18 protein-coding genes are annotated in these 22,928 nt (G+C 61.5%); 9 read left to right on the top strand and 9 right to left on the bottom strand.

Features of this window, described 5'->3' with window-relative positions; genetic code table 11:
- Positions 1 to 118: 118 nt before the first annotated feature.
- A complete protein-coding gene (locus tag U0O11_RS08715) occupies positions 119 to 1,507 on the top strand; it encodes a GntP family permease (protein WP_324692465.1) in 1,389 nt (462 codons plus the stop codon).
- A 154-nt stretch (positions 1,508 to 1,661) separates the two neighbouring features.
- On the opposite strand, the gene U0O11_RS08720 is transcribed toward U0O11_RS08715, so the two are convergent.
- The 7 genes from U0O11_RS08720 to U0O11_RS08750 form a co-directional block, all read right to left on the bottom strand.
- On the bottom strand, positions 1,662 to 1,985 hold the full coding sequence (locus U0O11_RS08720) for a hypothetical protein (protein ID WP_192838819.1): 324 nt from the start codon (positions 1,983 to 1,985) through the stop codon (positions 1,662 to 1,664).
- 140 nt (positions 1,986 to 2,125) lie between these two features.
- Positions 2,126 to 4,387 (bottom strand): FUSC family protein, encoded by a 2,262-nt coding sequence (locus U0O11_RS08725; protein WP_324692466.1) that lies wholly within the window; start codon positions 4,385 to 4,387, stop codon positions 2,126 to 2,128.
- Positions 4,388 to 4,390: 3 nt separating this feature from the next.
- Entirely contained in the window at positions 4,391 to 5,371 is a 981-nt protein-coding gene (locus U0O11_RS08730; protein ID WP_324692467.1) for an efflux RND transporter periplasmic adaptor subunit, read from the bottom strand.
- Positions 5,372 to 5,476: 105 nt separating this feature from the next.
- Positions 5,477 to 5,719, bottom strand: coding sequence for a DUF1656 domain-containing protein (locus tag U0O11_RS08735; protein WP_324692468.1), 243 nt, complete (start codon positions 5,717 to 5,719; stop codon positions 5,477 to 5,479).
- Between the two features lie 423 nt (positions 5,720 to 6,142).
- Entirely contained in the window at positions 6,143 to 7,438 is a 1,296-nt protein-coding gene (locus U0O11_RS08740) for a TRAP transporter large permease (RefSeq protein ID WP_324692469.1), read from the bottom strand.
- Entirely contained in the window at positions 7,428 to 7,934 is a 507-nt protein-coding gene (locus U0O11_RS08745) for a TRAP transporter small permease (RefSeq protein ID WP_324692470.1), read from the bottom strand. Before U0O11_RS08745 ends, U0O11_RS08740 begins: the two co-directional genes overlap by 11 nt.
- Positions 7,935 to 8,166: 232 nt before the next feature.
- The gene (locus U0O11_RS08750; protein WP_324692503.1) at positions 8,167 to 9,156 is read right to left on the bottom strand and encodes a DctP family TRAP transporter solute-binding subunit; all 990 of its coding nucleotides are present in this window, start codon (positions 9,154 to 9,156) and stop codon (positions 8,167 to 8,169) included.
- 762 nt (positions 9,157 to 9,918) lie between these two features.
- On the opposite strand from U0O11_RS08750, the gene U0O11_RS08755 reads away from it, so the two are divergent.
- The gene (locus U0O11_RS08755) at positions 9,919 to 11,520 is read left to right on the top strand and encodes an MFS transporter (protein WP_324692471.1); all 1,602 of its coding nucleotides are present in this window, start codon (positions 9,919 to 9,921) and stop codon (positions 11,518 to 11,520) included.
- Between the two features lie 202 nt (positions 11,521 to 11,722).
- On the opposite strand, the gene U0O11_RS08760 is transcribed toward U0O11_RS08755, so the two are convergent.
- Entirely contained in the window at positions 11,723 to 12,481 is a 759-nt protein-coding gene (locus tag U0O11_RS08760) for an RNA polymerase sigma factor FliA (protein WP_324692472.1), read from the bottom strand.
- Between the two features lie 504 nt (positions 12,482 to 12,985).
- Between U0O11_RS08760 and U0O11_RS08765 the strand changes: the two genes are divergently transcribed.
- Positions 12,986 to 14,869 (top strand): flagellin N-terminal helical domain-containing protein, encoded by a 1,884-nt coding sequence (locus U0O11_RS08765; protein ID WP_324692473.1) that lies wholly within the window; start codon positions 12,986 to 12,988, stop codon positions 14,867 to 14,869.
- Positions 14,870 to 15,069: 200 nt separating this feature from the next.
- Here the strand turns inward: U0O11_RS08765 and fliE are convergent, their stop codons facing one another.
- A complete protein-coding gene (gene fliE, locus U0O11_RS08770; RefSeq protein ID WP_254627009.1) occupies positions 15,070 to 15,432 on the bottom strand; it encodes a flagellar hook-basal body complex protein FliE in 363 nt (120 codons plus the stop codon).
- Between the two features lie 269 nt (positions 15,433 to 15,701).
- On the opposite strand from fliE, the gene fliF reads away from it, so the two are divergent.
- From fliF to U0O11_RS08800, 6 genes are read left to right on the top strand one after another with little or no spacing between them, the layout of a single operon-like run.
- Positions 15,702 to 17,480, top strand: coding sequence for a flagellar basal-body MS-ring/collar protein FliF (fliF, locus tag U0O11_RS08775; protein ID WP_324692474.1), 1,779 nt, complete (start codon positions 15,702 to 15,704; stop codon positions 17,478 to 17,480).
- Positions 17,473 to 18,471 (top strand): flagellar motor switch protein FliG, encoded by a 999-nt coding sequence (gene fliG, locus U0O11_RS08780; protein WP_216060655.1) that lies wholly within the window; start codon positions 17,473 to 17,475, stop codon positions 18,469 to 18,471. The genes fliF and fliG overlap by 8 nt, the downstream gene beginning before the upstream one ends.
- A 24-nt stretch (positions 18,472 to 18,495) precedes the next feature.
- The gene (locus U0O11_RS08785) at positions 18,496 to 19,401 is read left to right on the top strand and encodes a FliH/SctL family protein (RefSeq protein ID WP_324692475.1); all 906 of its coding nucleotides are present in this window, start codon (positions 18,496 to 18,498) and stop codon (positions 19,399 to 19,401) included.
- A gap of 10 nt (positions 19,402 to 19,411) precedes the next feature.
- Positions 19,412 to 20,770, top strand: coding sequence for a flagellar protein export ATPase FliI (fliI, locus tag U0O11_RS08790; RefSeq protein WP_324692476.1), 1,359 nt, complete (start codon positions 19,412 to 19,414; stop codon positions 20,768 to 20,770).
- Positions 20,771 to 20,810: 40 nt separating this feature from the next.
- Positions 20,811 to 21,260: a flagellar export protein FliJ gene (gene fliJ / locus U0O11_RS08795; RefSeq protein ID WP_153635812.1), complete on the top strand. Its 450-nt coding sequence runs from the start codon at positions 20,811 to 20,813 to the stop codon at positions 21,258 to 21,260.
- Positions 21,261 to 21,286: 26 nt separating this feature from the next.
- Positions 21,287 to 22,762 (top strand): flagellar hook-length control protein FliK, encoded by a 1,476-nt coding sequence (locus U0O11_RS08800; RefSeq protein ID WP_324692477.1) that lies wholly within the window; start codon positions 21,287 to 21,289, stop codon positions 22,760 to 22,762.
- The last annotated feature ends 166 nt before the right edge of the window (positions 22,763 to 22,928 follow it).

Genomic DNA, 22,928 nt, shown 5'->3' on the forward strand with positions numbered 1-22,928 from the left:
TCTCTGTATATAAGCCAATAAATAGCAAAAACAACAGGCCACGCACCTGTAAACAGGACAACCGTCGTCAATGGCAGACGACCCACGACTACGATAACGCCAACTACGAGATACCCCCATGAGTATTCTTGCCATTCTGATATCGCTCGGGCTGCTGATGTTCCTGGCCTACCGCGGTATCACCGTTCTCTTGCTTGCCCCTCTGATGGCCGCCCTCGCCGTCATCCTGTCAGGAGATGCAGCCGCCCTGCTGCCCAGCTACACCGTGACCTTCATGAGTCAGCTGGGCGGCTATCTGGCCAAATTCTTCCCGCTGTTCATCCTCGGCGCCCTGTTCGGCCAGCTGATGGCTGATTCCGGGGCCGCGCATGCCATCTCCGAAGGCCTGGTCAAACGCCTGGGCACACGCCATGTGATCCTGACCGTGGTGCTGGCCTGTGCACTGCTCACCTATGGGGGCGTCTCGCTGTTCGTGGTCGCCTTCGCCGTCTATCCGATTGGCGCCCAGCTCTTCCAGCGCACCGGCACGCCCAAGCGACTGCTGCCCGCGGCCATCGCTCTCGGCTCCTTCACCTTCACCATGACGGCACTCCCCGGCACGCCTGCCATCCAGAACGCCATCCCGATCCCCTACTTCCAGACCAACAGCTTTGCAGCGCCAGGCCTGGGCATCATCGCGGGCCTGATCATGCTGGGGCTGGGTACCTGGTGGCTGAAGGGACGTGCCAGCAAGGCTCAGGCACAGGGGGAAGGCTACGGGGTCCACAAGGACGAAGCGCTTGAGGAATCCCCCGCGCCCGCCGCACAGATGGGCATGATCACGGCGCTGATTCCGCTGGTGATGGTCATCGGCCTGAATGCCCTGCTGACCTATCTCGTCTTCCCACGCATCGATTTCTCCTACCTGAGCGAGGCCTTCCCGGAGCTTGACCCGGCGGGTGCCACCGGCATGTGGTCGATCCTGATCGCGCTGGCCTTCGCCTCCACCTGGCTGGTCATTTCACGCTGGAAGCAGTGGGCCGACCTGAAGACCACCGTCAACAATGGCTGCTTCGGCGCCATGCTGCCGGTCTTCAATACCGCCTCAGAGGTGGGATATGGCGCGGTGATCGCCAGCCTGGCCGGTTTCGCGATGGTCAAGGAGGCGGTGCTCGGTCTGTATCCGGCCAACCCGCTGATCTCGGAAGCGGTGGCAGTCAACGTGCTGGCCGGCATCACCGGCTCGTCATCCGGCGGTATGAGCATTGCGCTGTCGACTCTGGGCGAGACCTACCGCGAGATGGCCGTCAATGCCGGCATCGACCTGGAGCTGATGCACCGCGTGGCGGCGCTGGCGGCGGGCAGCATGGACACCTTGCCGCACTCCGGCGCGGTCATCACCCTGCTGACGATCTGCAAGCTGACTCATCGCCAGTCCTACGGCCAGATGTTCATGATGACGGTCGCCTTCCCGATGCTGGCCCTGATTGCCGTCGTGACTCTGGGCAGCCTGGTCGGCAGCTTCTGACCTGTGACAGCTTCTTAACAGCGGGCAGGTTCTAGACCGTGGGCAGTTTCTGGCCATGGGGGAACAAAATAGCGCCAAACCAATGACAAGAAGGCCACCCATTCGGGTGGCCTTCTTGTTGAGCAATCGCTCTGACCAGCGACGCGCTGACACCTCAATAGACGTGGTGAGCCCGCTTCGGGTCCAGCGTCTCATGGCGTGCCCGCGTCTTGATCCACAGCGTCAGGTCATCGCGGTCGGTGCCGGGATTCTCGGCGACCCACTCGACGATACGCGAAGCAATGAATTCGGCATGAAACTCGTCGTCGAACTGCAGCAGCATGAGGTCCTCGCCCGCCTGAGAGATGCGCAACAATACCTCGCTTGCCGGCAATACATAGAGATTCAACTCATGCAGATATTGCGTCGTGAAAGTCACGCGCCGAAAACGCTCGGGAACATTGCGCCCACTGTTGCTGATATCGTTCATGAAAGCCATGGCTCTCTCCTACAGTAAGGCGCTAATACATTTCGCTCATTTTTGAGCTGACCTTCTTATCATAGCGCAGAAGATATGCTGAGGGCCGGTTTATAAGAACATTTTGTTGGAATCTGCAAGTGACTCTCATTAACGCAATATCAGCTGTGTTGTTGGCGCAGGGCATCACTTTGCAAGGTTAGCTGAACTCGCGTCAGCCAGCCCGCCAGCAGCGCCTGCTTATGCCGACTCATGGTGCGATGTTGCTCGATCACTTCGCATAATCGGTCGCCGGCCGCCCGCATCCTGGTGGGACTCTCTCCTCGTGCACAGCGCTGATAATCATCCGCCAGCGCATGGATCAATTCGCGCAAGGCGTGCTGTACCGGGCGTGGCACATCGTTGCCCAATTCCCGCCGCACGAAGCCTATACCGCGTCCGATATCCATCCCTGTCAGCCCCAGCGTCAGTAGCGGCATGCCGAGCACTTGCTGCTGTGCATCATCGGGCTGACCACTTGCATTCTCGCCACTACGACGCGCTTCCTGTTCACGACTGCGAGTCTGTTCATGCCGGGCGAGGCGCAACAGTCTGTCGCCCATGCGCCCGCCGAACCAGCTGTCCAGGCGCTCGGTGGAGCGTTCCGCCAGCTCACGAATATCACTCGCCGTAGCGCGAATCAGCTGGCGCTTGTCCCAGCCGGCCCCCGGCACGGGAATCAGGCGGAAACCGATGATGGTCACGATGAGACCGATCCCGGCCGCCAGACTCCGGTTGAGGGTATAGGCGACATCGAAGGTCATGCCGTTGTCCGGCATCACCAGCAGAATATTGAACACTACGAAGGGCAAGGCGATCCCCGCCAGCGTCGGCACGACAGAGCCCATCAGGCCAAGGAACAGAGGGATACTGAAGATGATCACGAAGGGCACGAAGTGCTGGGCGTGACTGAGCATGACATTGCCGAACAGCAATACGCTCGGCACCGCCAGCAGCAGGCCCTTGAGCACCATCGGAATGATCGGTGCCGGATCACCGCGACTGACGAAGATGCCCGAGAACAGCGTGCCCAGCAGCATGGCCACCGCGCCGTTGTCCCACGCCGTCGCAAGCCAGAAGATCGCCGTGGCACTGAAGATGGCCATCGCGCGCAGCGCATCGATGGCGGCGCGTCCGTGATCGCGGTGCCAGCTCATGCTTGGCTGACGCAGCTGATGACGGCCGGGATGATTGATGACCTCGCGTGCCTGCAGGATGACCAGCGCATGCCCCAGCACCTCACGCAGACTGAACAGCAGCCGGGCTTCCAGTGCGGTGATGCTTCGCTGACCGCGAGACAGGCGCAAACATTCCCCACGCAGCTCCTTGAGCGTCTTGCGCGCCTGGGCCGTGCCTTGATTGTCGGCCATGCTTTGAAAGGCCGCGCCCAGGCGTTGCATCAGGTCCTGCGTCGGCTGACTGAAGCGTTCAGCTTCCTGACCCTGGGTCTGGTTCAGCTCACCTGTCGGTGCCATCGCCTCACCGTCATCGCGCTGTGAAGGCACAAAGAACTCGGGATGACGCAGCTGGTGCAGGGCCTTGAGGGTCGCGTAGAGACGCATGCTTCGCCGCGTCAGCAGGTGTACGCCGCGAATGCGCCCCTTGCCCTGGGGGCCTTCATAACGCGCCGAGTGGGCATCGATCTCGAGATTGTTGAGCGCATCCAGCCCGGTCATCATCTGCTCGAGCATCGCCATGCGTTCGCGTTGCTGATCTTTTAACTGGGCTTGTGAATGGCCTTGTGACTGACTTTGTGAATGGCCGTCAGTATCTCGGTTCACGGCCCTGTCCTGCTCGAGCGGCATCGAGAAGGCCAGCGCCATATAACGGAAGGTAGCATTCACCGCCGTGTCCGAAAGCTGGCCGAGATGATCCCGCACGCGTATCGGCCAGACCAGCGCACTCACGACGACAGCACACAGCGCGCCCAGACTCAGCTCGCTGAGACGTGCCAGCGCCACCGAGAAGAAGTCATCCGGCGCCGAAGACGTCAGCACCACGATGATCATGCAGGCCACCGCCGCCATCACACAGCCATAGGACAGATTGTTGTGCGTCAACGAGGCGCCATAGATGCATAGCCCGATCCACAGCGTGACCGAACCCAGCGCCAGTTCCGGCACCTGGGCAAAGCAACCCATGATCACCACGGCCACACAGGTCCCGACGAAGGTACCCGTGATCTGACAGATGCCCTTCTCGACCACCATGCCCGACATCGGACGTGTCTGCAGAAACGCCGCCGAGATCAGCGCCCAATAGGGTCGATCGAGATCGAAGAAGAAGGCGGCGTAGAGGGCCAGCGCCATCGCCAGCACCCCCTTGGTGGCGAACTTGAGGGCGAACGGCGAAGGCCTGAGGAAGGCAGCCAGAGCGGGAGACATGGATCAGTGCTTCCCGTCTTCGTCTTGGACGGCCTGAGCTGTCTCGACCGGCTCCGCCTCGACAGGTGCCGCCTTGGCCTGCGTCGCCTCATCATTGCCATCTTCAGCAGTGATCAGCCTGACACTCGCCGTCATGCCGGCGGCAAGATTGACACCTGAGGCACGTACCGCCTCGATATCATCGAATTCTACCCTCACCGGAATGCGCTGCGCCAGACGCACCCAACTGAAGGTGGCGCTGACCTGAGGCAGCTGCTGGGCATTGGTCGCGGTATTGTCATCGGCAATGCCCTGGCCTATCCCCACGACTCGCCCCTTGAAGTCTTCATTGCCGCTCATCAGCGTGATCTGGACCGGATCGCCCGGACGCACATGCTGCAGCTTGGTCTCCTGGAAGTAGGCGCTCAGGTAGAAGGAGTCGTCCTTGATCAGCGCCATCACCGCCGTGCCTGCCGTGACGTAATTGCCCTGACTGAGGTGCATGTTGAGGATGCTACCGTCGGCGGGTGCCACCAGACGCGTACGATCGAGATCCAGCTGCGCGGATTGCACCGCGGCTTCGGCCTGTTGCACATCAGCGCGGGCAACCTCGGCCTCCAGACGCGCACTGTCGCGCTCTTCCTCGCTGATGGCACGATTGGTCAAGCGACCACGACGATTGGATTCATGCTCCTTCAGACTCAGGGTCGCCCTGGCACTGGCGAGACTGGCCTTGGCCTTGGCGAGCGCCGCCTCATAGCGCGCACGATCGACCTGAAGGATGACATCCCCCTCCTTGACCCGCGTGGTATCCGCCACGTTCAGCTCACGCACCCAGCCGGAGACATCCGGGCTCAGCGTGATCACCTCGGCGCGCACCCGGGCGTCACGCGTCCAGGGACTGTACATGTAGGTATTCCACAGCCACACCGCACACCAGGCTGCAGCCGCCACCAGACATAGAGTGATGATCCATTTGACGGCTTTCTGTCGCAGGTTGCGCATGCGGTTTCCTTGGGGGATAGAGGGGCTGGAGGAAATGAGTGCCGCGAGAGGATTCGCGGGGAAGTCGAGATGACGAATGGCGAGACGCTGGGGCAATGACGTACGTCACGTCACGAGGGCAACCACCGCCGCCAGACAGATGATAAACAGCGAGATATCGAACCAGGCCTCGAACCAGAGCTCGTGATTGGCCAGCAGACGATGCAGCAGCGTGCGTATGAGACCCGCCGCCAGCAAGGCGACCAGTGCATAGACCAGCATCGGGCTGATCAGGAATTCCCCGACCACCATTTCATGCAGCGCATTGAAGCCAGACGTAACATCATTGCCTGCGGCGATTTCCTTCATCGAGATGTCCTTGACTTGCGTTGTGCGAGAGCTGGCTTGCTTTATGCGATAGCTGAATAGCGACTGTCATGCGTGCAATCAGCGTTCAACGATGGTGGCTGCTTGGCGTGCATTCAAGGCCCGCGGGTGAACTGTTCCACTGCGCGAATCTTGAGGGCAGCGTCATCGCTGAGAATATATGCAGGCTAACATTTTTCGCCGCCGTGCACCGTTGCGTGAGAAGAATCACCCCATTCCTTGCACAGCGCGCGACCAGAATTCGCTCTCCATTTGGCTGCGCGCTAACCGGCACAACCGGAATGGACACCAGGCATTCAGGTGACAGCAGCGGTTAAGGTAGCCTGAGACGCAAAACGGCTTACCCAGAAGGCAAGCCGTTTGTTTTGCACAGTGAAGACCACAAGTGATGATCGTGAGGGTCGACTACACCGCGTAGCCGAGCACGCGTGGCAGCCACAAGGCGAGCTCAGGGAACAGCATCACCACCGCCAGCGCCGCCAGCATCGCCACCACGAAGACCATCGCCCACCCGACCGTCTTCTCGAGTCTTACTCCGGCTACGCTACTGGTCACCATCAGGTTGACCGCGACTGGCGGGGTGAACTGCCCGATCGCGATGTTCATCGCCAGCAGGATACCGAACCACACCGGATGCCAGCCGAAGTGCTGCATCACCGGAATCAGCACCGGCATCAGGATCAGGTAGATGGAGACTGCATCCAGCAGCATCCCGGCGATCAGCACCGCCACCATCACCAGAATCAGCAGCGTCGTTCCGCTATCCGACAGCGTGATCAGCCATTCGGCCAGATGCCGGAAGGTACCCAGCATGGTACCCGCCCAGGCGAATATGCCCGCCAGCGCGATGATCAGCATCACCACACCGGAGATGACGGCCGCCTCCCTGAGCAGCTCCCACACCTGAGAGAGCTTGAGCTCGCGGGTGATGAAGAGCCCGACACACAGCCCATAGGCAGCCGCGACCACTGCCGCTTCCGTGGGCGTGAAGAGGCCTGAACGCAGACCGCCAAGGATGATCACCGGCGCCAGCAGGGCCGGGATCGCTGAGCGAAACGCCGGGCCCAGCGCGATACGCTCGACCTGAGCCGGGTCTTCCCAGCGATAGCGACGCGAGAGGAACCAGGCCGGCAGCAGCAAGGCCACGCCCACCAGCAAGCCCGGAATCAGCCCTGCGGCAAACAGCGCACGTAGATCCACCCCCGGTACCACGATGGAGTAAAGAATCAGCGCGATGGACGGCGGGATCAGGATCGCCGTGGAGGCCGAGGCCGCGATCAGCGTCGCCGAGAACGCCTTGGGATAGCCCGCCCGCGTCATGCTGGGGATCATCACCATCGCCACCGCGGCGGCATCCGCCGGACCGGAACCACTCATGCCGCCCATGATCAGACACACCAGCACCGCCACCAGCGCGAGGCCACCATGCCGTGGGCCGATCAGCGCCTGGGCGAATCGCACCAGCCGCGCCGCCACTCCGGCACGCTCGAATACCAATCCAGTGAGAATGAACAGCGGAATGGCGATCAGCGGATACTTGGCGATGCTGTTGTAGGTGTTGGTGCCGAGGGTGGCCAGCATGCTGACCGGTAGCTCCGCCACGATCCCCACCGCACCCGAGAGTCCCAGCGCGAAGGCCACCGGCACGCCGAGTATCAACAGCGCGGCAAAGCTTGCGAGCAACCAGAGATCAGGACTCATGATCTGACTCCTTGTGCTCCAGCGACGCATTCTGTGCGGGTCCCTGACCAGGCCCTTGCCTGAGACGCTCGACACACTGCTGCAGCTGACGCCAGGCCATCGCCAGCGCCAATATCGGCAGCCAGATCACGTACCACCAGTTGGGCAGGCCCAGGCCCGGTGACAGCGAGTCCCATTGATACTCCTCCAGCGCGAAGGTACCCCCGAACCACACCACCAGCCCCAGCACGACCAGCACCGCCAGGGTCTGCAATACCACGACCAGTCGCCAGAGCGGCAACGGCAACACGTCTTCCAGCAATGCGATACGAATATGTGCCTGACGGCGAATCGCCACCGAGGCGCCCGCCAGCGTCAACAACACCAGCAGGAAGACCGAGAATTCCTCGGTAAAGGCAAAGGAGGCATCGGTGGCGTAGCGCACCACCACATTGGCCAGACTGATGATACCGATCAGCCCCAGCGCCAACGCCGCCAGCCAGGATTCCGGCCGCACGCGTGGCGGTGGTCTGTCCGCGGGAGCAGGCGCTCCGTTGGCGCCGTCTTGCAAGGTTTGCGGTGATGCTTGTTGAGAGGTTTGTTGCGACTTTTGCGACATGACACGCGATCCACACGAACGCCGAGGCTGTCAGGCCCCGGCGTGGTTCTTCACTCAATAACGCGCACAGACCGCATTATTCCCGATGTCATCTACTCAGTGAGCAGCGGCGATGGTGGCCCTGGCAGACTCAGCGCGAGGCCTCGACCTCGGCACGTGCCGTCTCGACCAGCGCCTCACCGATCTTCGGTGTCCAGCTGGCGTAGACCGACTGGGTGGCGTCACGGAAGGTCTGCATCGCATCCTCATCGAGCTTGACGACATTCACGCCGCGCGCCTCGATGTCCGCCAGCCGCTGGGCATTGCCCTCACGACTCATGGCGATCTCCCAGGCACCCGCTTCCTTGGCGGTTTCGGTCAGCAGAGTGCGCTCCTGTTCACTGAGCGACTTCCACACGCGCTGGTTGGCGGCGAAGATCAGCGGGTCCGCCATGTAGTGCCAGAGCGTCAGGTGGGTCTGACCGACCTGATCGATGCGCGCGACATCGAACACCGACAGCGGGTTCTCCTGTCCATCCACCGCGCCGGTGGTCAGTGCCGGCTTGGCATCCGCCCAGCTCATCTGAGTCGGGTTGGCGCCCAGCGCCGTGAAGGTATCCTGGAACAGCGGCGAGCCCACCACGCGAATCTTCAGGCCCTTCAAGTCGTCCGGCGAGGTGATCGATTTCGAGGAGTTGGACACCTCACGGAAGCCGTTCTCCCCCCACGCCAGCGGCTTGATGCCCTTGGACTCGATGGCGGCGAAGACCTGCTTGCCGGACTCGCCCTGGGTCAGCGCATCGATGGCGGCGTGATCCGGCATCAGGAACGGCAGCGAGAACAGATTGAGCTCCGGCACCTGGGGCGACCAGTTGATGGTCGAGCCCACCGCGAGATCGATCAGCCCCTGACGCATGGCCGAGAATTCCTTGGTCTGGTCCCCCGCCACCAGCTGGGCATTCGGATAGACGCGCAGGGTGAGCTCGCCACCGGAGCGCTCCTCTACCAGCTCCGCCCACTTCTCGGCCGCCTGCCCCCACGGGAAGGCATCCGACAGCACGGTGGAGACGGACAGCTCACGCGCCTCGGCATCACTCGCCATCAGCGGTGACAGCAAGGCCAGGCCAAGCACGCCGGTCATCAGGGCAGAGCGACCCGTGGCAGCGACACGCGGGCGCGCGGTCTGGCTTTCAGCAAGAGCCGGACAATGATCCAGAGAAGAAGCCGCAGATTGATCCGCAGAGCGGTGACGCAGATGACGAGAGGCGGGGCCAGCGTTGGCGTGTGCAGCAGTCAGGGTCATGAATAACCTCTTGATTATGATGTTGTTGAGTGTGTCCAGAGGCAGATTCGCATCTACTTTGGTCGCTGACCATTCGACCATGCGACAGATCGGCGCTTTTTCGACGCTCACATGCTAACTCGCTGCATTACCGATTACTGTATATTTATCCACCCCTCGGGTTTTCCGAGACCTCTTGCGTACGAAACGCTCGACCATGTGGTGTTATCAGCGTGTGTTGCCAAGGAGTGTACCCAGCGATGGAAGAGGGCCAACCCTCGCGCAGGCCCCGCCAACAGGGAGTTTGACGATATTGCCCTTTGCAGGATGCCGTGCTTTTACAGCGCCAGGGAGTCCCGAGTCCGTGTCGGGTCATGATTTCATGAGGAACTGTATAACTATCCACCCCATTACATCCTTGAGACAAATTTCACGATATGTCGCCTTTCAACCACACAATGGCGCACCACGGGTCGCAGACTCCGGATTCGGTCGGTAGACTGAGCGCCGTTCCCGCAAGGACCGACCACGACTGACCAACATCACGCACGCAAGTGTCGTACCTGACATCTCGTCGGCACCGCTCCCACGGTCCCGACCCTGACCGATGAGGCCCCTTCCATGCCGAACCCCCAGCAGGAAGCCATACCCACTCCCACCTTCGAGACCGAGCCGCTCGACACCTCGCGCAAACGACTGCAGCCGACCAGCAGTCTCGGCGCAGCGGTCGTTCTGTGGTCGCTGCTGCTGGGAATGGGGATGCTGATGCTGGCCAATGGACTGCAGGGCAGTCTGTTGGGGATTCGCGCCTCCTCGGAAGGCTTCAGCAATACCATGACGGGCATCATCATGTCGGCGTATTTCGCCGGCTTCCTGCTCGGCTCGACGCTTGCACCCCGCAAGCTGCGCCGGGTCGGCCATGTGCGCACCTTCGCGGCGCTGGCCTCCATCACCTCGGTGTGCATCCTGATCCACGCACTCTATGTGGTGCCCGAGGTGTGGATCGCCATGCGCTTCATCACCGGCTTCGCCTTCGCCGGCCTCTACGTGGTCGCGGAGAGCTGGCTCAACAGCCAGGCGACCAACCAGATGCGTGGCCGTCTGCTGGCCATCTACATGGTGATCACCTATCTGGGCATGGGCGGCGGCCAGTTGCTGCTCAACGTCGCCAACCCGGACACCTATCTGCTGTTCATCCTGGTGTCGGTGATCATGTCGCTGGCACTGGTGCCGATGCTGCTGTCCGCCTCACCACAACCGGAAGGCGCGCAGCCGGAGGCCATGGGGATCGTTCGTCTGCTGCGCCTGGCACCGCTGGGCACCCTGGGCGGCTTCGCCACTGGTATCGCCAACGGCACCGTCTTCGGCATGGGCGCGGTGTACGCGGACCGCGCGGGCCTGCCGGTGCAGGAAGTCTCCTGGTTCATGGGTGCCTTCATTCTGGGTGCCGCCCTGCTGCAATGGCCGCTGGGCAAGCTCTCCGACAAGCTCTCGGCCAAGAAGGTGATTCTGGGCTGCAGTCTCGGGGCGATCGCGCTGTCCATCGGTGGCGTGCCGTTCAGTGGTGGCAGCATGCTGACCATGGCGCTGCTGGGTGCAGGCCTCGGCGGGTTGATCCTGACCCAGTACTCGCTGTTCCTGGCGGCGGCCAACAACCTGCTGACCACGCCACAGATCATCTCCGCCAGCGGCACGCTGGTGCTGATGCATGGCGCGGGCGCGATTCTGGGCCCGCTCACCGCGGGTCTGCTGATGGAGCGCTTCGGGGCCGTCGGCTTCCTCTATACCCTGACTGCCATTCACGTGCTGATCGTGATTCTGGCCGCCAGTGTCACCAGCAAGCCGCGCCAGGAACTGGATGCCGAGGAAGGCGATCACCCCGGCCACTATGTGGTGGCGCCCTCCACCACCAGTCCGCTGAGCGCCGCCTGGGTCGAGGAAGCCATCACCGAGCCGGAAACCGGTCAGCTGGAATTCGACTTCGATGCCGAACCTGAGCCGGAACCGAGCGAGGAAGAGCTCGCTGCCCAGCAACAGGAAGCCTCCGCTGAAGCAGAGGAAGGCGTCGTTCAGCAGGTCGACAACGAGGAAGGCGTGATGAACGATCGCGTCACCGGCATGGAAGACGACTGGCATCTGGATGGCCATATCGACGAGCAGGCCCAGCACCTCAGCGAAGAGGAACGCCGCGTCAAGTCGGAACCGGAGCGCGAGAGCTACTGATCACGTCTGACGACATGCTCGAGTGATAAACAGGAACACCGCCTCTCAGGGCGGTGTTCTTGGTTGGGGCGGGCGAAATAGCGGCGGGCGAAACAGGGACAGGAGAAACCGAGATAGGAGAAAGAAGGCAGGCGTAACAGCAAGACGGTTCAGCGAGAGGATAAAGTTCGGGGAAACGAAGAAGGCTCACAACGATAGAGGCTCAGCGACGACGCTTGCCCGCCCGTGCCACCAGATGCGGTGCCAGCACACCCTGCAGCCGACGCACGGCCTGGGAATGCAGCTGCGAGACACGCGATTCAGTGACATCGAGTACCGCGCCGATTTCCTTGAGGTTGAGCTTCTCCTGATAGTAGAGCGCCATCAACAGCTTCTCGCGCTCCGGTAGCCGCGCGATGGCCTCGTTCAAGGCCCGCCGCGTATCGGCCTCTTCCAGGGCATCATGCGGCAAGGCAAACGGCGTGGCGAAGGGTGTCGCCTCGGGCGAGGCATAACCACCCGCCAGCCCGCCTTCCTCATCCATCATCTCGTCCAGCGACATCACCATGCCGTTGTTGGTGTCCAGCAGCAGGCGGCGATAGTCCTCCAGCTCAAGCCCCATGGCGGCGGCGATCTGGGTCTCCTCGGGCGGATAGCCCAGGCGCTGCTCCAGCTGCTGGATCACGCTCTCAAGCTCGCGACCGGCCCGGCGCACACTGCGCGGCAACCAGTCACGCGAGCGCAGCTCATCGAGCATCGCGCCGCGGATGCGCTGACTGGCATAGGTGGCAAAGCTGGCGCCGTGGCCCTGCTCATAGCGGCCCACGCATTCACACAGCCCCAACATGCCGGCCTGAATCAGATCCTCGAGATCGACACTCGCTGGCAAGCGCACCTGCAACTGCAGCGCGATGCGGCGCACCAGCGGCTGATACTCGGTGTAGATATCCTGCTGGGCCATGCGCCCATTGGCGGTATACATCGGCGTCCTGGTCCTCGCTTGCATCCCTCGGGGTCGTTTGACTCAGGGTCGCGCCCCCATCGTCGGGAATCCTGTTCCCAGCGTATTGTCGCGCCCCCGCCACAAACCATTCGCTCGAATAGCTACCCTCAGCGACGGCTTTCCTGCCTTACGTCGCCACTCCGCCTCGGGGAGGCGGAAATGAAGGAAGACAGGAAGAGACAGAGAGGGAAGACGAGACACGCAGAATGCCCGCCAGCCGGTCGACAGAATGTCGCGAGGGTGGAGCGAGGGTGGAGCGAGGGTGGAGCGAGAGTGGAGCGAGGGTGGAGCGAGGATGTCACGAGGAGCGCCCGCAAGAAGAGCGCGCAAGGAAAGCCAGCGGGACAGCCGAAATGAGAAACGTCAAAAGGCCGCAAAAAATTTCTAAAGTTCTGTCGCGCCGCGACGATAACTGAAGCAACGGCACAGGAGTCGTTACTGGCGACACGCCATCTATCTCCCCATTACGACAGGAAGTGACACATGGCTTCAGTGATCAATACCAACACCCTTTCCATGGTGACTCAGCAGAACCTTAATCAGTCACAGAACGCCCTGAACACCTCCATGGAACGTCTGTCCTCCGGCCTGCGTATCAACAGCGCCAAGGACGATGCCGCCGGCCAGGCCATCGCCAACCGCATGGACTCCCAGATCACCGGCCTATCCCAGGCACAGCGTAACGCCAACGATGGCATCTCTGTCGCACAGACGGCTGAAGGCGCTTTAAATCAGGTCAACGATAACCTGCAGCGCGTACGTGAACTGACTGTGCAGGCACAAAGCGGAACTAATAATGCAGATGATCTAAGTTCAATTCAAGATGAAATCACCATGCGAATGGAAGAGATTGAACGAATCACAGAACAAACAAGCTTCAATGGCATTAATGTTCTTGAGTCAGATCAAAACCTGAGTATCCAAGTAGGCTCTAATGATGGTGAATTAATTGATATAAAGCTTCAAGCCGTATCCTCATCAACTCTGGGAATGTCAGGATTCGATATAACAAATACATTCTCAAGTAAAAATCTAACTGAAGTTGTCTCGGGTGGAACAGTAAATACCACTGAAACAGCTAGCATAAAAGCTAATGCGTATTCACCGGCACCAGGCACAGCAGACCTTGAAGCTGAAGGAGTGTATGAGAAAAAGACTGGGGATGGTTATGTAGTAAAAGCTGAGAATGGCCAATATTACGAATTAACCACTAATGAAAACACCGGTAAAATGACGTGGGACTCAGGATCCAGCTCTGTTGCAGCGTCAGATGTAAACGAAACACAAGCAGTTACTTCGATTACTGAAAAAACTACTGCACCGTTAACTGTTAATTATGTGGGGAGCGATTCGTTCCTTGCTGATGGCTCGACGACAGTTAGCGGAATTTACCAGCGAAATGATATTGAACAAAACTATATCGATGACCCTGCAAGCGATACTATTACAGGCTACGCCACAAAAGGAACAGATGGAAAGTTCTATGAAGTTGAATTAAGTGTTGACACCACCGATAGTGGTTATGATGTTAATGATAAGTCTACATGGGTAATGCAAGCTACGCTCGTAGGCACTGACGAGGGCACTGGTAATGGCACAAAGGCAGTAGAAGTTAGTATCGGAAATATCAGCAACAGTTCAGCGACTGAAACTGAAATCGGTATTACAGAAACGTCCATCTCTTCCAATGATGATTTAAAAAATGAAGCACTAGCATCCGCCCCTGTATCTACAGGTCTATATGCACTTTCTGATGGCAGCGGGTACGCGGTAAAAGCAGACAATGACGAATATTATGCAGCCACAGTCGCAAGTGATGGGGGTGTGACTTGGGATTCATCCACCACATCGATATCTTCATCTAAAATTGATACCACTACTGGTACCATTGATAATGTTTTAACTGGCACAACAACGATCACACCAACTGGCTTAGCAGAAAATGAATCCCTATATCAATTGGCAGATGCAGATGGGGCTTCTCCAGGCTCATATGTAGTAAAAAGCACCGATGATAATGGTAATACAACTTACAATAGCGCGACATTAGACACAGATACTGGTCTAGTGACCAAAAGTGAAGACATATTAACTTTCGACCCCTTATCACAAATCGACAATGCACTTAAAACAGTTGATACACTGAGGTCTGGTCTAGGTGCTGTTCAGAACCGTTTCGACTCTGCCATTACCAACCTGGCAACCACTGAAACCAACCTCTCGGCAGCCCAATCGCGTATTCAGGATGCCGATTATGCAGAAGAAGTCTCCAGCATGACGACTGCACAGATTCTGCAGCAGGCGGGGACTTCCATGCTGACTCAGGCCAACCAAGTGCCGCAGAACGTGCTGTCACTGCTGGGCTGATCTCTGGTTCGCGTGCTGTATAGGCCTGTCACTCATCATGAGTGGCAGGCCCGTCACTGGCAGAGGATAGTGGCCTTGTTGATATGGGTCCTTTTAGTCAACAGCGCTCTTGCATTTCAACTTCCGCCAGCGATAACCAGCAGCACCCAAAAAGGGCAGACGCATCACGTCTGCCCTTTTTCATTGGAATGGGACATGAATCACACCGCCATATTCATGATTTCCTTGTAGGCGCTCAGCAACTTGTTGCGCACCTGCACGGTCATCTCGAATTCCAGTGAGGCCTTCTGGCCTGCCACCATGACCTGATCGAGGCTGACATCCGGGCTACCCAGTTCGAAGGCCCTGGCCTGCCCCGCCGCGACCTGCTGTGACTGGCTGACGCGCGCCAGCGAATCTTTGAGCATGCCGGCAAAGCCCTGTGCATCAGTACCGCTGGCCTCTGACACTGCGCCCACCGATTGAGCGTTGCTCCCGGCCGCCTGCGCCGCCATCTGATCGAGCTGCTGCAGACTGCCCGTCATCGCGGATGACATCGCCGCGCCGACTGCCTCAATCGCCATCTCGCCTCTCCTTCCTCAACACGCGCCATTCATCTGCCGCTTTCAGTGGGGCTCAGACTACCAGTCAGTCGAGCGGCTGAAAGTGACTAATACCCCTGTTTTGCGACGCTATTCGTCTGATTGGATGTGCGCCCAGCTTCGATAATGGCCAGCCTACGCAAGAAGGCGCTGCGAAACGCGACATTGTTGATCCATCGTTTTCATGTTTCGCCCTGCTTGCTGGAATCACCCGCTGCGAGTTCAGACCACGGCGCTTATCGGACATCTGCATGAGTACACCCAGCCAGACAGCGCCCCAGTCGGGCACCTCGACGACGTCAGAATCATCGGACAAGCCAGCCAATCCCTTGTTGGCGCGTCTGGCGGCATTGCCACGTCTGCCGCTCATCATGGCGGCCGCCTTCAGCGTGGCCGTCATCGTCGCGTTGTTGCTGTGGGGCGCTGGCACCCAGTGGAGTGTGCTCTATCGTGATCTGCCCGCCAGCGAAGGCGGCGAGATCGTCGCGCAGCTGGAGCAGACCGGCGTGCCCTATCGGCTGAGCAATGAAGGCGCCACCGTCGAGGTCCCCAAGGAAGATGTCTATCGTCTGCGTCTGGCACTTGCCCAGCAGGGCCTGCCCAGTCAGGGCGGTTCCGGCTTCGAGCTGATGGATACCCAGGCCTTCGGCATCAGCCAGTTCACCGAACACGTCAATTATCAGCGCGCCCTGTCCGGCGAACTGTCGCGCACCATCGCCAGTCTCGAGCCCGTGTCCAGCGCCCGTGTGCACCTGGCACTGCCGGAAGATTCCGTCTTCGTGCGCGAGCGCCGCCCAGCGACGGCGTCCGTCGTGGTTGAACTCAAGGGCGGCCAGCAGCTCAAGGCACGTCAGATCCAGGCCATCCAGCATCTGGTGGCCGGCAGCGTGCAGGGCCTGGCCAGCGAAGACATCACCGTCGTCGATCAGGACGGCAATCCGCTGTCGCGCCCGGCGGGCGATGCGCTCAATCTCGATGGCAGCGCGCTGGAATATGCCCAGGCACTGGAGCGCAGCTATCAATCGCGCATCAATGCCCTGCTGACGCCACTGGTGGGACGCGACAACTTCCGCGCCGAGGTCAGCGCCCAGCTCGATTTCTCCCACGCCGAAGAGACCGAAGAGCACTACACGCCCAATCAGCAGCCGGGCAGCGCAGCGGTGCGCAGTGAACAGCTCAACAACACCGGCGCCGGCGAGATGCTCGGCATCGGCGGCGTGCCAGGCGCCCTCTCCAACACGCCCCCGGGAATTGCCGCCTCGCCCATCAATGCCGATGACGCGGCGAATGCTGACGGCACCACACAGACTGACGACGCGGCCAGCGGTCTGAGCAACTATCAGCGCAGCAGCACCATCAACTATGAAGTCAACAAGCGCGTGCGCCACACCCGCGCGCGCCTGGGACGCCTCGACAATCTCTCGGTGGCAGTGGTGATCAATCACCGTCGCATCATGGACAGTGACGGCAACCCGACCAGCGAACCACTGGCAGACGATCAGCTGGCACAGATCGATTCGCTGGTGCGCGAGGCGATGGGCTTCAACGCCGAGCGTGGCGACAGCCTGAGCGTGATCAATGCGCCCTTCATGACCGCCGAGCAGCAGAACGCCGGCCCGCCGCAGCAGTGGTGGGTGAAGTGGCTGAACAATCCCGAGATGCAGGCGCTGGCCATCGAGCTTGGCCGCTACCTGATCATCGGCTTCATCGCCTGGCTGCTGTATCGCAAGTTGCTGCGCCCGCTCTTGCAGCCGCTGCTGCGTCCGCAGGAAGCCTACCAGACCATCGGTCAGCCGCCCGGCACTCAGGCAGCCGGCAGCGCTGTGGGTGGCATCGGCGGCATGGAGTCAGGCCTGACGACGGCCAATGGCGACCTGGGCAGCATGATGGCGAGTCAGACAGCACCGGCCAGTGGCCCGCGCACGCCGACCACCTATCAGCAGAACCTCAAGGATGCACGTGACATGGCCCGCGATGACCCGCGCATGGTCGCCATGATCCTCAAGAACTGGATGAGTCACCATGAGTAAGACACTGACGAACATGGAACGCAGCGCGGCCCTGATCATGAGCCTCGACGAGGACAGCGCCGCAGAGGTCTTCAAGTTCCTGTCTGCCCAGGAGATCCAGCAGCTCAGTGCGACGATGACCAACATGCCGCAGGTCACCCAGGAGCAGATGGCGAAGACGCTGGAGGAATTCCACGCCGACAGCGAGCAGTTCAGCGCCGTCAATCTGCTCTCTACCGACCATATCCGCTCGGTGCTGGTGAAGGCGCTGGGGCAGGAGCGCGCCAGCTCGCTGCTCGAAGACATCTACGAGAGCTCCGGTCAGAACAATGGCATCGAGACGCTGAACCTGATGGAGCCACCGCTGGTGGCCGAGATGATCCGCGACGAACATCCGCAGATCATCGCCACCATCATGGTGCATCTGGAGCGCCATCAGGCCTCGCAGATTCTCGAGCATTTCTCCGACACCCTACGCAACGATGTGCTGCTGCGTATCGCCACCTTCAGTGGCGTGCAGCCGGCGGCCCTGCAGGAGCTGACCGAAGTGCTGAGCAACATGCTCAGCGGGCAGAACCTCAAGCGCAGCAAGATGGGCGGCATTCGCACCGCGGCCGAGATACTCAACCTGATGCCGGGCCAGCAGGAAGAGCAGGTCCTCGAGGCGGTGCGCAACCACGACGAGAGTCTGGCGCAGCAGATCATCGACGAGATGTTCGTGTTCGAGAACCTGGTCGGGCTCGAGGACCGCTCCATCCAGCTGCTGCTCAAGGAAATCGACAACGAGACGCTGGTCACGGCGCTCAAGGGCTCCCCCGAGGCGATCATCCAGAAATTCCTGCAGAACATGTCGCAGCGTGCTGCCGAGATGCTGCGTGATGACATGGAGGCGCGCGGCCCAGTGCGTGTCACCCAAGTGGAAGCCGAACAGAAGAGTATCCTGCAGACGGTGCGTCGACTGGCCGACAGCGGCGAGATCGTGATCAACAGCGGTGGCGAGGATTATGTCTAATGAGGAGCATGTCTAGTGAGGACCATGTCCAGTTCTGATCCGCATCATGACGCGTCTGGCCCGTGGGCCGAGCGCGACGTGGCAGGCAGCGATGACATGCATCAGTGGCAGCCGCTGGAACTCGACGCGCTGGATGGCAAGTCCGCACCGCCTCAGTCGGGTGGCGGCTTTCAAGCCGGCATGCCGCACACTGCGGCGCCGGATGTCGGCCTGATTCGGCGCATGGCGCAGCGTGCCCGTTCGACGTTCGAGCAGGAGACGCTACAGCAGCAACAGGCGGCACGTGACGAGGGCTATGCCGCGGGCGAGAAAGCCGGTTATGAAGCGGGTCTGGCGCGTGCAAGGCAGGAAGCCGCCGAGCAGGCGGCGCGTCAGGCCGAGGCCGCCCAGCAGGCGCTCGAACAACAGGCTGCCCAGCTGGCACCGTTGATCGAGAACCTGCAGCAATCGCTGGCGTGCCTGGATGAGCAGATCAGCGATGAACTGGCGGCACTGGCCATCAGCGTCGGACAGCATCTGGCTCGCGAGGCATTTCGTGCTCACCCGGAGCACATCATCGACAGCGTGCGCAGCCTGCTGGCGGCGGACCCGCCGCTGATCGGCCGTCCGCGTCTTTTCCTGAATCCAGACGATCTGCCGCGCGTCGAGCGAGCGATGGGCGAACAGCTCGCCAAGCTGGGCTGGCAATGTCTGCCCGACGCCAGCCTGAGCCTCGGCGGGTGTCGCGCCGAGGCCGACAGCGGCTGTCACGATGCCAGCCTCGAGAGTCGCCTGGAGATGCTGTCACGCCAGCTGCGCCATCGCGGCAGCGCCGACGGCAGCCTGCATGGCAAGGACGAGGCCAGCGGCTCGCGGATCGTGCAACGCCAGTCGTCAGAACATGCACAGCCAGAGCAGGCACGCACTGAGCTGGCAGGAGATCGCACATGAGTGACACGCCATGAGCACCTCTTCCGCACAGCAATGGCGCAGTGCGTTGGGCGCCATTCGTGAGCGCGTCGAGAGCCTCGAGCCCCAGCGCAGCAATGGCCGCCTGGTGCGCGCGACCGGCCTGGTGCTGGAAGCGGTCGGCCTGCGGCTGCCGGTGGGTGCCAGCTGTCTGGTCGAGCTGGGCGCGAACCTGCCGCCGGCCGAGGCCGAGGTGGTCGGCTTCGCCGATCAGACCCTCTACCTGATGCCCATCGACCCGCTCAGTGGCGTCGCACCGGGCGCGCGGGTGTTTCCCCTCGGGCATGGCAATGTCGGCGAGCGACGCTATCCGGTCGGCGAAGCGCTGCTCGGACGGGTCGTCGACGGCGTGGGCCGCCCGCTGGATGGCCTCGGCCCGCTGGAAGATGTCGAACATGCGCCGCTGGAGAGCCGCCCGCTCAACCCGCTGGAGCGCGCGCCCATCGACACGCCACTGGATGTCGGCATTCGTGCCATCAACGCCTTGCTGAGCGTCGGCCGTGGCCAGCGCATGGGGCTGTTCGCCGGCTCTGGCGTCGGCAAGAGTGTGCTGCTGGGCATGATGGCGCGCTTCACTGATGCCGATGTGATCGTGGTCGGCCTGATCGGCGAGCGTGGACGCGAGGTGCAGGAATTCATCGAGAACATTCTCGGCGAACAAGGTCTCAAGCGCGCCGTGGTCGTGGCCACGCCAGCCGACATGACGCCGCTGCATCGCCTCAAGGGCGCCAGCTACGCGACGCGCATCGCCGAATCCCTGCGTGACAGGGGCCAGAATGTGCTGCTGATCATGGATTCGCTGACCCGTTACGCGATGGCCCAGCGCGAGATCGCCCTGGCCATCGGTGAGCCACCGGCCACCAAGGGCTATCCGCCTTCGGTCTTCGCCAAGCTGCCAGCGCTGGTGGAACGCACCGGCAACGGACGGCGTGGCGGCGGGTCGATCACCGCCTTCTATACCGTGCTGACCGAAGGCGATGACCAGCAGGACCCCATCGCCGACAGTGCCCGCGCGATTCTGGATGGACATATCGTGCTGTCGCGGCGCATCGCGGAAAGCGGCCACTACCCGGCCATCGATATCGAAGCCTCGATCAGCCGCGCGATGTCGGCGGTGGCGCCGGAACGGCAGCTCACCCGCGCCCGTCGCTTCAAGCAGTTCTATTCCAGTTATCAGCGCAATCAGGACCTGATCGCCATCGGCGCCTACCAGCCCGGCAACGACAAGGTGCTCGACGCCGCGGTGCGCCTGCACGAGCCGATGGGACGTTTCCTGCAACAAAGCACTACACAGCACGCAAGTCTTGCCGATAGTACGAACATGCTCGAACAATTGCTGGCCCAGCCATGATGGCCGCCTTCACCTGTCATTGATCGGGAACCCTCACTGAATGGCCATCTCATCGTCACGTTTCGACACCCTGACCCAGCTGAGCGAGCGCCGGCGTGATGGCGCTGCGCGCCAGCTCACCAGCCAGCGTCAGCGTCAGGAAACCGCCGCCCAGCAACTGGTCACCCTCGAGCAATACCGTCTCGACTACTGTCAGCAGATGCAGGCACGCCTGACTCAGGGGCTGGACCCGGCCAGCTGGCACAACTATCAGGCCTTCATCGCCTCGCTGGACAAGGCGATTGCCCAGTGTCGCGCGCGGGTGGCCCAGGAACAGACCCAGACGCACCATCAGCATCAGCGGCTGGTGAAGGAACAGCAGACCCACGCGGCCTGGCAGGGCCTGGCGGACCGCGCCAGCCTGAGCGCCGCGCTGCAGGCACGTACCGCCGAGCAACGTCAGAGTGATGAACAAGCCACCCAGGCCTGGTTACGCCGTGCCAATGGCTGAAGACGGCCAGTCGGAGGAGTGACACCATGACAGACACTGCACGCATCTCGATGTTGTCGGCTACCTCGCCAACCAGGGCGCCGACCAGCGCCAAGGTCTCCTCTGAGGAGGCTGGCTCGCGCAACGACACAAGTTCATCTTCCTCTGAGAGCGCCTTCGAGGCACATCTGTCACGCGCCCAGCGTGAGGATCGTCAGCAGGACAGGCAAACGATACAGACGCAAGCGCTAGACGCACAGCAGCAGCGTGTCGAGCGTCGCGAGGCGGCTGAAGACAAGCATGCGCAGCACCTCGAGCAGGCTCAGGCAGCGTCGTCAGAGACATCGCCCACTCCGGACCCCACCGCTGCCGCCCTCCAGAATGGCAACCTCCCGCCTGCCCAGCCCTCATCGGCAAACGGACAGCGATCAGCACAGTCACTCGAGGCCTCACGACTGGATAGCAGCGTCGAGCGCGGCATCTCGCGCATGCAACAGCTGCAGCAACTCACGCAAGGCGGCCAAGGCACCTCTGGCAGTAACGAGGCAGCGCTGAATACGACATTGGACACGACAGCAGGAGCGACAACGCCCGCTGGCGCGCAGGCACTCTCTACCGCGGGCAGCACATCGGCCAACACGGCAGGCAGCACGGCACTACAAGGTGACTGGCTCGCCACGCTGCGCAATCCTGCGGCGGCGGGACTGGATGGGGCCATTGCGGATCAGTCGCCCAGCAACAGGAGCTCCGCGACAGCGGCAGGCAGCCTGAGCACGGATGCGCCCTCCTCACTGACGGATGGCGCGCTGGGTCCACTGACCGAGGAGGCCATTGAAGGCGTCACCGCCAAGGTCGACGGCGCCCTGCTTGATGCCAACAGCTCACGCGCCGGTGCCGATCAGTCCCAGCTCTCGGGTGCGTCATCTGCTGGCGTATCAGCCGGCGCGTCGAGTTCGACCGCTGCAGGCAGCGCCGCCATGCTCAATGCTGCCGGCAATCCAGCAGCCAATCCAGCGGGCATGGCACCTGGCACCTTGATCCCCGCAAGCGTCGGCACTCAGGCCTGGCAACAGGCACTCAGCGAGCAGGTGGTACGCATGCAGCTGAGCAAGTCGCCACAGGCCGAGATCGCCCTCAATCCGGCCAACCTGGGCAAGCTGACCATTCGCCTCAACATCGGCGAACAGGGCACCAGTGCGCACTTCGTCGCCGGCCACCAACAGGTGCGCTCGGCTGTCGAGTCATCCCTGAGCGAGCTGCGTCAGGCGCTGGAATCCCAAGGGCACGAGCTGACGGCGATCAGCTTCAGTGCTCAGGACGACACACCTGACAACACACCGGACGAGGCGGCGGACAACTCGGCCAATCAGGGTCAGTTCGCCCAGCACCTCGAGGGTCAGCCGGCGAGTGATACCAGCACAAGCGCTGACGCCATGGAGGGAAGTCTCGCCGCGGGAAATCTCACAAGCAATCTTGCAAGTGCACCCCAGGCAGCCTGGGGGCAGCGTGAATGGCAGGCATGACGGGCCTGGCGCTTGCCAGGTGCTTGTGTCAGCGGCTCCCGTCAGGTAGCTGTCAGATGAGCCCGCCTGGCGCGTCATCATTCAAGTAAGCGCTCGCACGTGGCGTTATTCCGCCGTTCGATAACCACGCCTTCGGTCATACTGGCCCCGCCACCGACTCCAGGGA

Origin of the sequence: Cobetia sp. D5 (genome assembly GCF_035666195.1) — a bacterium.
In the GTDB taxonomy this organism is placed as follows: Bacteria; Pseudomonadota; Gammaproteobacteria; order Pseudomonadales; family Halomonadaceae; genus Cobetia; species Cobetia amphilecti.